The 12,682-nt window shown below is 42.5% G+C and carries 8 protein-coding genes; 3 read left to right on the plus strand and 5 right to left on the minus strand.

Features of this window, described 5'->3' with window-relative positions:
• The first annotated feature begins 162 nt into the window (after positions 1 to 162).
• Entirely contained in the window at positions 163 to 837 is a 675-nt protein-coding gene (locus AC0YNZ_RS18350) for a haloacid dehalogenase type II (RefSeq protein ID WP_475827992.1), read from the plus strand.
• A 50-nt stretch (positions 838 to 887) separates the two neighbouring features.
• Here the strand turns inward: AC0YNZ_RS18350 and AC0YNZ_RS18355 are convergent, their stop codons facing one another.
• From AC0YNZ_RS18355 to AC0YNZ_RS18370, 4 genes are all read right to left on the minus strand, one after another.
• Entirely contained in the window at positions 888 to 2,015 is a 1,128-nt protein-coding gene (locus AC0YNZ_RS18355; RefSeq protein ID WP_475827993.1) for a low temperature requirement protein A, read from the minus strand.
• A gap of 114 nt (positions 2,016 to 2,129) precedes the next feature.
• Positions 2,130 to 4,703: an EAL domain-containing protein gene (locus AC0YNZ_RS18360; RefSeq protein WP_475827994.1), complete on the minus strand. Its 2,574-nt coding sequence runs from the start codon at positions 4,701 to 4,703 to the stop codon at positions 2,130 to 2,132.
• Positions 4,704 to 4,805: 102 nt separating this feature from the next.
• A complete protein-coding gene (locus AC0YNZ_RS18365) occupies positions 4,806 to 5,510 on the minus strand; it encodes an HD-GYP domain-containing protein (RefSeq protein ID WP_475827995.1) in 705 nt (234 codons plus the stop codon).
• A 91-nt stretch (positions 5,511 to 5,601) separates the two neighbouring features.
• Positions 5,602 to 7,059, minus strand: a complete 1,458-nt coding sequence (locus tag AC0YNZ_RS18370) for a methyl-accepting chemotaxis protein (protein WP_475827996.1) — start codon at positions 7,057 to 7,059, stop codon at positions 5,602 to 5,604.
• A gap of 823 nt (positions 7,060 to 7,882) precedes the next feature.
• Between AC0YNZ_RS18370 and AC0YNZ_RS18375 the strand changes: the two genes are divergently transcribed.
• Positions 7,883 to 9,115, plus strand: coding sequence for an MFS transporter (locus tag AC0YNZ_RS18375; protein WP_475827997.1), 1,233 nt, complete (start codon positions 7,883 to 7,885; stop codon positions 9,113 to 9,115).
• Between the two features lie 156 nt (positions 9,116 to 9,271).
• Here the strand turns inward: AC0YNZ_RS18375 and AC0YNZ_RS18380 are convergent, their stop codons facing one another.
• A complete protein-coding gene (locus AC0YNZ_RS18380; protein ID WP_475827998.1) occupies positions 9,272 to 10,612 on the minus strand; it encodes an ATP-binding protein in 1,341 nt (446 codons plus the stop codon).
• An 802-nt stretch (positions 10,613 to 11,414) separates the two neighbouring features.
• Between AC0YNZ_RS18380 and AC0YNZ_RS18385 the strand changes: the two genes are divergently transcribed.
• Positions 11,415 to 12,647: an MFS transporter gene (locus tag AC0YNZ_RS18385; protein WP_475827999.1), complete on the plus strand. Its 1,233-nt coding sequence runs from the start codon at positions 11,415 to 11,417 to the stop codon at positions 12,645 to 12,647.
• The last annotated feature ends 35 nt before the right edge of the window (positions 12,648 to 12,682 follow it).

Below are 12,682 nucleotides of genomic sequence, written 5' to 3' on the forward strand. Positions count from 1 at the left end.
AGACTAACTAAAAAATGGTCCGTGTCAGCGCATTTACAAAGACGCATAGATTACGATTTGGATACATGACGAGTCCAAAAACTTATGAATAACGGATAAGCTGTGCGGATATTTTTATATAATGGCTATTTCAGCCGGAAGGACGTCATTGGAGGGAAGAACATGCATACGATTAAAACGATCGTTTTTGATGCGTATGGCACTTTGTTTGATGTAAATTCCGTCATCACAATGGCAGAGCGATTATTCCCCGGTGAAGGAAAAAAGATAAGCGAACTGTGGAGGCGGAAACAGCTGGAATATACCTGGCTGCGTTCATTAATGGGACGCTATGAAGATTTTTGGAAGGTCACGGACGATTCTCTGGAGTATACTCTAAAAACATTAAACTTACAGTCCGATGCCGAAATCCGAACCATTCTTCTTAATGAATATTTGTTTTTAAAGCCCTTTCCCGACGTACCCGCAGCTTTAAATCGATTAAGACATTATACCTTGGCAATCCTCTCCAACGCCGCTCCCCATATGCTGCATTCGATGGTGAATCATGCGGGGCTAAACCATATTTTTGCCGCTGTAATCAGCGTGGATGTATTAAAAATTTATAAACCTTTTCCGGGGGTATACCAACTTGCCCTAACTAATCTAAATATCAGAAAAGAAGAAGTTCTGTTTATATCAGCCAATTCATTTGATGCGGCTGGCGCAAAAAATTTCGGCTTTAAGGTTTGTTGGGTCAACCGGATTAATACGATCTTTGATGAATTAGATGTGACACCGGACCTGGTTGTGGGCAACTTAAATCAATTAACGAATATACTTGTCAGCGGCAGTTGAATAAAAAAAGAAAAGGGCTGCCAACCGGCAGCCCTTCAAATATTGTAAGCTCATGTCGTTAATTTAGCATATACCACAAAGAATACCGCCACTTCTCCAATGATCATAAGATTTGATGTCTGGAAAAATAAATCCAACGCAAAAAATATCCCAAGTAATCCTAATAATAACGCAAAATGATATATCCCGAGTCTAAGATGAATATGCCTATACTTATGGAACACCCATGTAGTTGAAAAGAAGTAGAGCAGCACCGATCCAAAAATAAAGCACAACATAAAAGTATCATTTAATTGTTCCATAAATAACAATTGAATCGAAGCCGCAATCATGCACATGGATAAATAAATGAATAGATGGCCATAAATAATGGTTTGCCCGGCCGTCATTATCGTCTTATCCACTTTCTTCTCAATATTGTCAAAGTATTGCCACCACATCGCAATAATTAACAAAAAAGTGATTGCCGCAAATAGAACCGACTGCCATGTCCACTCGCTGGACTGCAATACGGCGAGTATGCTGATTACAGATTCGCCTAGCAGAATCAGTGTAAACAACGAGAAGCGTTCTAATAAATGATAAGTATTAATGGGGGTTTTCACCAAAAATCGCCTGCCGATTAATGGGAGAAAAATGTCTACAACAATTCCCGCATATAAAACGGCATAACGAATCCATGAATCAAAGAATAGTGAAAAAGAAGAGATTACCAGTCCGATCCAAAAGCGGCTGCCTAAATAACGGGCGGTGATCTTTCTATGTTCCACTTCTTTTTTATGTACCGAAAGATATTGAATGGCTGTCATCGCTCTTAAACCAACATAGCCAATAAAAAAGGAAACATAGTACTGGTCAAAATTAACCGATAGGCTGGCCGTCATGATTAATACAAAAAATAATTGTAAAATTAGAAATATCCGGTGCGATGCGGTATCTTGTCCAAAACGATTTACAAAAAGAGATTGCCCCACCCAAGCCCACCAGATCGGAACAAATATGAGCACGAATTTGGTTAAATATTCAAATGAAATTGTACCATGTTCGACATGCAGCAACACATGACTCGCTTTTGAAACCGCCGCTACAAACAGCAGATCATAAAAAAGCTCCAGCCAAGTAACTTTTTTCTCCGCAAATGCAGTGCTGCGTTGAATATCCGGTGTGTGTTTATTCATCGTTTTACTCCTTCGCCTTGATGAGGTTGAAGTTCCAATCACAGCTCAATTAAGAACATATCTATCATAAACGATGTAATCGGTTACAGTATATAAAATTCCTTCGAGCATCTTTCACCCCCCGCTAACTGCGAACTTCTCTTTTGTTACTCTATTCTCCTGCAGCAGACCAAACGCCTCATCAGGCGGCAAAGGCCTGCTTATCAGGTACCCCTGTACTTCGTTGCATCTTCTGGAAGTTAAAAATGCGAGCTGTTCTTTTGTTTCCACTCCTTCAGCAATCACTCTTAAATTGAGTCTTCGCCCCAATGCAATGATCGTTTTGGTGATTGCCGTATCTTTAGGAGCCACGGGAATATCTTTAATAAACGACCGGTCAATTTTTAGACTGTCTATCGGAAAGTGCTTCAGATAGTTTAACGATGAGAACCCTGTACCGAAATCATCAATAGATATTTTGATACCCAGCTCTTTCAATTGCTTCAGCTTTACAATGGTCATTTCTCCATTATTCATAACGACGCTCTCCGTTAACTCGAGCTCCAATAAATGAGGTGCTATGGCTACCTCTTCCAAAACTCTTTTGACGGTATCGAGAAAATCATTATCTTGAAATTGAAAAGCTGAAATATTAACGGACAAGCTTACAGGTGAAGTCATCTTCGTAAGCCAGGCTTTGTGCTGAATACAGGCCGTACGCAGCACCCACTCCCCAATCGGGATAATTAATCCCATTTCTTCGGTAAGCGGTATAAAATCTGCCGGGGATACGAAGCCGAGATCCGGATGCTTCCAGCGGATCAGCGCCTCCATTCCGGTAATTTTTTCGCTAGCCAAATCGAATCGGGGTTGATAATAAAGAAGAAACTCGTCACGCTCCATAGCTCTGCGCAAACTGTTTTCCATTTGCAGCGTTTTTTCAGCTTTAATATTCATATCGCGATTGTAAAAGCGATAGTTGTTTCTGCCTTGGTTCTTGGCGGCGTACATGGCAATATCGGCATTTTTAACTAATATCCCGATTTCATCCCCGTCGTACGGATACATACTAATTCCAAGGCTCGCCGAAATGAAAAGTTCATGTGAATTGATCTTAAAGGGCATTTTTAACTGGTTGATTACTTTTTCTGCAACGATCCTCGCTTGGCTGATTCCGCCGATTTCCAGAAGCAGAAACAAAAATTCATCCCCCCCCATTCGGGAGATCGTATCGCCCTGACGCAAACTTTCCGTCAGCCGCCCAGTAACCGCTTTCAACAATAGGTCTCCCGTTTCATGACCAAGCGTATCGTTAATAATCTTGAATCGATCCAGATCCAAAAAAATAACGGCCAGCAATTTCCCGGATCCGTGCGCATCGGATAATGCGATTTTAAGCCGATCGTTGAACAGAATGCGGTTAGGCAAACCGGTTAATGCATCATAATAAGCATGGTATTCAATCTTTTCCTCATAGCGTCTTCTCTCTTCCATCATATCGGAGAAGGCATCCGCCATCGTATTAAATGCATGGTCTACATGCTGCAGCTCATCTTGTATCTGAAGATCAATACGTGTAGATAAGTCTCCTCTCGAAAATTGAAGAGATGCCTTTTTTAACGTAAACACAGTACGGATGATGGATTCATAAAATGCACTAAAGAGGTAAAATATAGATAAAATTATCATTAATGAAAATCCGATGACATAACGCTTCTTCTGTGACAATTCATGAATCCGCTCTACTAGCAAGCTGTTTAGGCGAGGGGATTCCATATCATAGAGTTTAAACCCCGAATCAATCGCGTTTGTTGATATCTTGTAAAATTCGCCTGTTTGAATATGGATCGTTTTTGCATCAATAATATCATTGTTAAGTATCTCTAAAAATAATTTCGTTGCAGTAAAGTGATCCAGAATATATGGCTGCAAGAGTTCGTTTAAATGGGGGTTTACGAATTCGTTCCTTTGGCCGCTGACATCATTTATCGCAGATTGGACCATTCCGGTTAAAATAATTAATTGAATTTTTTCTTCCGGTGTGAGTTTCTTTTTTGCCGCAATCCCTGAGCCTAAACCTCTTAATTGGCCTGTCGATTCAATAATCAACGGAAGCTTATTGACGATCGTGTCCATTAGAAGATAGCTATCGTCACCCGGGTCTAGTTTAAGTCTAGAGATATCCCCAACATGAACAATAAGGGAGAGCAGGTCCGATATCATTTCGGTATGCGATTCGAAATTGTCTTTAATCAACCTGGTATGTAATTCATCATTTTGTTCCGGCCCTAGAAGAAAAGATTTTTTATCAAGTATGTACCACTTATCTTTAATCGCCTTCCATTTAGCCGTTGTTTCTAAATAACTCCCCAGCTGCAGGTTTAATCGGTCAAGGTTACGGATGTCCTCCTTTATCTCGATCCTCTTGCCCAACAGCACTTCCTTAAAAGACGTATCCCCATTTAAGCTTGCGTTCGCCATGCCTCTGTGCTGCTGGAGATGCTCCAGCAGCTTTCGAATGCCGTTGTTATACTCGATCCCTAATCGTTCATTTTTTGCAAACTTGATTTCCTTGTCTATATTGGTGACAAGCATAAACATCGTTAACCCCACAGGAAGCATAAAAAGTACAGCAATCAATAAAAACTTCTGCAAATATTTCAGCCGGTTCATTAATGCGACGGCAGGGAAAAGCAAGCTTCTCATCATAAAATCTCTCCAATAATAGCTATATTTCTGCCTGTAAATCTAAGTGTGCTTTTCGCAGAATCTCCGAACGGTTTCCGTTTAGAAAGCATACAGCCATGCTTGTTATGCCATTTTTTTCTCCGTCATTTTGGATATATTGATTTTATAGAAATGTTCTACCACATCAGGATGGTAACGCGTTCCGCTCATACGTTTGATCTCTTCCAATGCCTTCTTCGGACACATCGGATAATGATAAGACCTTCGCGATGTCATTGCATCATACGAGTCGGCAACATGAATAATGCTTGCTGAAAGCGGAATGCTCTCCCCCTTCAATCCTTCCGGATATCCGGTTCCATCCCAGTTTTCATGGTGATACAAAACTCCGCCCAATAACTTATTGAACGGATCAACCGGTTTAAGAATATTGAATGAAACGACGGGATGCCGCTTGATTTCAAGAAATTCCTCGGTGGTCAGGGGACCGCTTTTGAGTAAAATATTGTCTTGGATGCCGATTTTCCCAATATCATGGAAAAGAGCAGCGAGGCGCACCTGCTCGCATTTGGAAGAGGATAAGCCCATACTTTTAGCAACTTCCCATGACAGTTCACTAACGCGCCGGGAATGCCCCAAAGTGTATGGATCCTTCACCTCTAATGCGTTATTTAATGCTTCGACAATGCCCACCACCAGCTTCTGATTCGCGATCACCTGATCGTCCAAATTAAGTTTCGTATCAGACAGCTGCTTAATCACTTTAAAAAATTCTCTTTCTTTCTTTACCAAATCACGTTGAAACAAGGAAAACAAGTAGTCATTCATTACGGTCACTCCTAATGTTTTCTCTCGAAAATCACATTGCTATCCAAATTACTATTTATCTCTCTATATTACTTTCTCTATCAATGCTTGCTTAAGACTCCATCCATTCATTAACGATATCCATTGCCCGCTTGAACCGTTCTCTGCCTTTATTGATTAGACCCTGCTTTGCTTTTTCATACTCGCCTTCCAGCATCCACTTGGCATTCTGATCCTTCACTTCGCTGAATTGCTGCCATGCACTTTGCAATGAGCTGAAATATTCCTTGTTTTTGCTGTCAGCCGATTTCGCTCCAAGCTGCTGAATGCACGCTGCCAGCTCGCTCTCCATCGCTTCTTTTTCCTGATGCCAGTAGCGAATTTGCTCAGCGTTCCGCGAATCAATCATGGACACCATGACGGATCGGATACCCAAAGAGCATTCCACCCACCGGTCCAATTCCTTTTGCAGAGGATGGGACTCGCTTTTGGAAGGAAGCTTAAACTGCGATACGATGGAACGCAGCGACAGACTGCTGCGCGTAGCCTCCCGAATGTCCTCGTTTATTTGCAAAATATTGTCCTGCTGGATTTCCGTCGAAGCGAGCACTTCTTCGCAGCCTGCAGCCACTTCCTCGATCATTGCTGAGGTTTGATTGAGGGAATCGGCGATCGAAGAGCTGTTTGCCGTAATGACTCCGAACTGGCCATCCACTTCCTTCATTTGGTTTAAAATGCGGCCGAGGAACATCTCCATCTCCTCATATTTGTTTACTGACGCCTCCATCGTATGTACGCCTACACCGACTGCCTCATGCAAGTTATCGACTCCAGCCTTTAACCCTTGAGCATTACCTGTTACCCACTGGATCTGATCATTAATGCTTAAGGTAGCCTGCTTCGTCTGAATAGCCAGCTTTGAAATCTCGCTCGCCACAACAGCGAAGCCTTTTCCTTGCTCGCCTGCCCGCGCCGCTTCAATATTCGCATTCAAAGCGAGAAGCTGTGTCTGGCCCGATATTTCCTCGATCAGCCGAACAATATCGGTTATTTGACCCAGCGCTTTATTTAATTGATTCATTCCTTCATGAATGTCCGTGCTTTCTTCAGATATCCGATTCATTTGTTCCTTCGTAGAGATCATTTCTTGTTTGCCAGCAGCGACCTCCTCCGAAAATTCCAGCGCTTCCTGGACCAGCGAGGCATTATTTTGACCGACTTCCTGTAGAACGGCATGAATTTGTGCCATGTCATCCGCCATTTTCTGTGCATGCTCAGAAGTATCCTGCATGCCGATCGCAATTTCCCGGATTGTAGACGTGATTCCTTCCACATGCTCGGTAATCAGCTCGGATCTGGACCTCATATCCACCAATTTTTTGTGCAAATGCTTGGAAGATCGATCCACCAAACGAATCAAAGCCTTTAAACTGCTTATCGTTTTTTTGAGCGCAACCATTAACAAATGGTCTTTACCGTTCGATGAAAGATTCATACTAAAGTCACCAACTGCCATGCTCGCCAATTTCTCTTCCATCCAACGACTTGTCAATGACCGAAACAGCTTCATTCCATATCCCCCTATAGTGTTCACTTCACAACCGCAATACAAAAAACCCTGCAAAACCTCTTTGTAGCCAGACAAAAAGCATCTTTGTCTATCCGCTTAATCAAAAGGTCATGCAGGGCCCCATTGCCCAAGATGGCATTAACAGCAATGTGAATACCTTCTTACTTTTGCCGATCGTATATAGTTAAATTATACTAATCAGCTCGAATTTTGTCTAGTAAAAGCATAATGCTGGAAACCAGCTAGTTCTATAGAACTAGTTTCGCCTCCGAGAAATTCTCTAATAGGGCAATACACTCAATCCGCTTACCCTTGCGGCGGAGTTTTCTCTTTCCAAACGCTTATATGTTAAGTTATCTAACACAAATTCATGAAAACGCTATGATTTTAGACCTAAAAATTTTTTTTCAATTTTCTATGTTATATTTGTTGACATTAAACAAAAAGCTAATTATAGTAATTCCATAAGCACAACGACACAATGATGTGTCACATTACGGCAATGCAGTCTATCCTATATCAAATTGTACGATAGGCTTTTTGTGAGTTTTTTCCTACATCGATTAACATTAAAGTCAGTCACGACGGTGTGGCTGCAATGGCAACGGGGCCGATTAATCTAGATTCGCAATTGTGCGGTTCTATTAGTCGGCCCTTTTTGCCTAATTATTACCGGGAACTGGAGGGAATATAGGGAAATAAAGAGTGCGGTTGTATAAAGAAGCAATTATAGAGAGCAGCATCGAACGCGAGTTGTCCCTGCAAGCTATAATTTAGCCGGGAAAAGAGAACGACGGTATACCAATAATAGGGGGCATGAAAAATGGATGCTAAAGGATTTCGTAAGGCTGGTCATTTTCCAAGTTTGTTGTCAGCTTTTCTCTACTTTGATGTAAGCTTTATGATTTGGGTGTTTATCGGAGCTTTATCCCTCTTCATTACGAAAGATTTTGGTTTGTCGGACACTCAGAAAGCTTCTCTGGTAGCTATTCCGATTTTGGGCGGTTCTATTTTCCGGATTCCGATGGGGATCTTGGCGGACCGTATAGGCAGTAAAAAAGCAGGCCTTATCGGGATGTCGCTTACTACTATTCCTCTTCTGTGGGGCTGGCTCGGCGGAACGAGCATGATGGAAGTGAAATCGATCGGATTCTTGCTCGGTATCGCTGGCGCAAGCTTCGCTGTATCGCTTTCCTTGGCAAGCCGCTGGTACCCTCCGCAATATCAAGGTTTGGCGATGGGGATTGCCGGAGCAGGTAACAGCGGTACTGCCCTAGCTACATTCTTCGGACCTCAGCTTGCAACAGCTTACGGTTGGCACAATGTTTTTGGATTGGCACTCATACCTTTGATCCTTGTCCTTATTGTTTTTGCGATTATGGCCAAGGATGCTCCGAATGCTCCTGCGCCTAAAACGATGGCGGACTACCTCAGTGTATTTAAATATGCGGACACTTGGTGGTTCTCCTTCTTCTATATGATTACGTTCGGCGGCTTTGTCGGATTTGCCAGCTACTTCAGCATTTTCTTCTACGACGTTTACGGTGACGCCGTCGTATCGGGCGGCCTGACGAAAATTCAAGTAGGTTACGTCGTTACCCTTACCGTTATTGCCGGCAGCTTCTTTAGACCTGTAGGCGGCTGGATTGCGGATAAAATCGGCGGTATGCGTTTCTTGACTCTCTTGTTTGCTGTCGTTTCGGTTTGCGCCTTTGCGGTTGCTACTATGCCAAGTTCCTTCCTCGTTATGCTTCTTTATACAAGTGTGATGATGGCTTGCCTCGGTATGGGTAACGGATCGGTATTCCAAATCGTTCCTCAACGCTTCTCCAAGGAAATCGGAGTTGTTACTGGAATCGTCGGCGCTGCGGGCGGTCTTGGAGGCTTCCTGCTCCCGAAATATATTCTCGGTCCATTAAAGCAATCGACTGGCACTCACGTTACCGGCTTCCTTGTTGTTGGTTCTGTCGTTTTAGTTTCGACACTTATCTTCTACGCCGTAACACGCTCTTGGAAAAAATCTTGGGCTACAAAGGAATCCGGCGTTAATTTCTAAGCAAGACAGCTCCAAAGATCAGACATGGATTCGCATTAACAATGTAGCAGAAATCAAATAAAAGGGGGTATCCAGCCCCCTCCCTCCATTAACTTATCGGGAAAGCCTAGATTTTTAGGGCTTTCTTTTTTATGCTTTCTAAGCAAGAGCTTCAATCTAATGTCGAAATTCATTAACTAACAACATCTCAACTGGAGAAACACTATTTGAGTTAGACTTCTCAAGCTCAATCGGTAAAACGATCTCCACGATCGCACCTTCGCCCATTTCACTCATGATGTTTATCTGCCCCTGATGAGCTTCAATAATTTTATAGCTAACCATCAAGCCCAGTCCGGTTCCTTTTTCTTTGGTTGTATAGAAGGGTTCTCCCAGTTTAGGTATTCTCTCTTTAGGTATCCCGCAGCCTTGATCAATGATACGGATCAAAATACTTTTTTCGTATTTTTTCTCAACCTTGATTTCGACCCTCCCGCCGGACGGCATGGATTCAATAGCGTTTTCCAATACATTTATAAACACCTGTTTCAAATGATTCTCTTCACATGTTATCATCGGGATGTCTAGACCAGCTTCCAGCGAAAATTGAACATTATTCATAATGGCTTGGCTATCAAGCAATTTAATGACATCTTCCAAAAGAATGAGCGGATCCTTTAGTCTGATCTGTTTAACCTGCGGCTTTGCGATAATTAAAAACTCCCCCACGATAACTTCAATACGGTCCAGCTCACGCAGCATGATAGAGAAATAATCTTGAAACCCATCAATTCTTCTGCATAATAATTGAATAAAGCCTTTAACCGCAGTCAATGGATTTCGGATCTCATGAGCAATACCCGCAGCCAATTTACCAACAACGGCCTGTCTGTCCGACTTCTGCAACAATTCCTGCGTCCTCTTTTGCTCCGTTAAATCCTTAACAATGACGTGAACGCCTACAATTTTATCTTTTACAATAATCGGAACATTTTTCGCATAACACTCTACCTGATGTCCACGCTTATGAAGCATCGTAATTTCATAGATTTGGGGCCTGCCCTGCAGCGATTCCTCAAAGCATTCCATTGTCCTTTTCACACTTTCCTTTGAAACCAACAATCGGAATGACTGCTCAAGCAGCTCTTCTGAATGATACCCTGTAATGATTTCCGCTATCGGATTAACAGCAAGGAGATTACCCTCTTGGTCAAAAGAATAAACAGCATCCGGGTTATGTTCAAAAAGCGATCTAAACTGCGCTTCACTTTCTCTTAGCGTTTTCTCCGATCGATGGATCAAAAAACAAATTATACAGACCGATGATAGAATAAGGAGAAAACCCCTTACGATATGAATGTTGACGATAATCTCTTGATTAGCATCCAATACCAAAGTGAAAAATAGTTTATCGGAGAACCATATCCCTAACCCTCCAATAAGAGCATATAAAATAGGAATCCTTAAAGTATTAACCTTACACACTAACCGTTCCCAAAATTTCAAAATACGCTTCAATTTTAATCTACTCCTTGGCTGCTTTTGATTGGCGATTACCCGATCATCCAAATCAAGCTTTATTTCGGATTCCCGATGCATTCTACAGGAATCTCTAATCCGCTCTCTACTTCAGCGCTCTTCACAACCGCAATACAAATAACCCTGCAAAACCTCTTGAAGCCAGACAAAAAAAACTACTTGTCTATCCGCTTCATCAAAAGGTCATGCAGGGTTGGCATTAACAACAGTGTGAATACCATCGTATTTTCCCGCTCACATATAGTAAAATTATACTAATTCACTCGGAATCTGTCTAGTGAAAGTATAATGTTGGAAGTTAGCTAGGTCTTATTCACTAGTTCTCCAAGATTCGGTCATTGGGACAATATGGTAAGCATATTGCTCCAAATACAGATTTTTATCAAAGTAAATCAGTTAATGTAACTTTACCTAACACAAAAGTCGCGAAATCGCTGAGAAATTAGACCTGGAAATAAATTTTCAATTTTTTAATGTTATATTTGTTGACATTAACCTGAAAGCTATTTATAGTAATTTTATAAGCACGACGACACAATGATGTGTCATCCTCCGGCGATGCAGCCTATCCTATAATAAAGTGCACGGATAGGCTTTTATGATTATTTTGCTGCATCAATCATCAATTAAGTCAGTCACGACGGTGTGGCTGCAATGGCAATGGGGCCGATTAATCTGGATTCGCATTTAAGCGGTCCTATTAGTCGGCCTCTTTTTGCCCCATTGCTGCCGGGAAAAGAGAAGTGGGTTAATGGTTTACCAATTTTAGGAGGTATGCGTAATGGATGCTAAAGGATTTCGTAAGGCTGGTCATTTTCCAAGTTTGTTGTCAGCTTTTCTCTACTTTGATGTAAGCTTTATGATTTGGGTGTTTATCGGAGCTTTATCCCTCTTTATTACGAAAGATTTTGGTTTGTCGGACACTCAGAAAGCTTCTCTGGTAGCTATTCCGATTTTGGGCGGTTCTATTTTCCGGATTCCGATGGGGATCTTGGCGGACCGTATAGGCAGTAAAAAAGCAGGCCTTATCGGGATGTCGCTTACTACTATTCCTCTTCTGTGGGGCTGGCTCGGCGGAACAAGCTTGATGGAAGTGAAATCGATCGGATTCTTGCTCGGTATCGCTGGCGCAAGCTTCGCAGTATCACTTTCCCTGGCAAGCCGCTGGTACCCTCCTCAATATCAAGGTTTGGCGATGGGGATTGCCGGAGCAGGTAACAGCGGTACTGCACTAGCTACATTTTTCGGACCTCAGCTTGCAACAGCTTACGGTTGGCATAATGTTTTTGGATTAGCACTCATACCTTTGATCCTTGTCCTTGTTGTTTTTGCGATTATGGCCAAGGATGCTCCAAATGCTCCTGCGCCTAAAACATTGGCGGATTATCTCAGCGTATTTAAATATGCGGACACTTGGTGGTTCTCCTTCTTCTATATGATTACGTTCGGCGGCTTTGTCGGATTTGCCAGCTACTTCAGCATTTTCTTCTATGATGTTTACGGTGACGCGGTCGTATCGGGCGGCCTAACCAAAATACAAGTAGGTTACCTGGTTACTCTTACCGTTATTGCCGGCAGCTTCTTTAGACCTGTAGGCGGCTGGATTGCGGATAAAATTGGCGGCATGCGGTTCTTGACCCTATTGTTTGGCGTCGTTGCAATATGTGCATTTGCGATCGCATCCATGCCAAGTTCCTTCCTCGTTATGCTTCTTTATACAAGTGTGATGATGGCTTGCCTCGGTATGGGTAACGGATCGGTATTCCAAATCGTTCCTCAACGCTTCTCCAAGGAAATCGGAGTTGTTACTGGAATCGTCGGCGCTGCAGGCGGCCTTGGAGGCTTCCTGCTTCCGAAATATATACTCGGTCCATTAAAACAATCGACAGGCACTCACGTTACCGGCTTCCTTGTTGTTGGTTCTGTCGTTTTAGTTTCGACACTTATCTTCTACGCCGTAACACGTTCTTGGAAAAAGTCTTGGGCTACAAAGGAATCCGGCGTTAATTTCTAAGCATAACAGCTCCGAGGCCCATAAGTTGATTCCGG

The organism is Paenibacillus sp. J2L1-98, assembly GCF_056269405.1.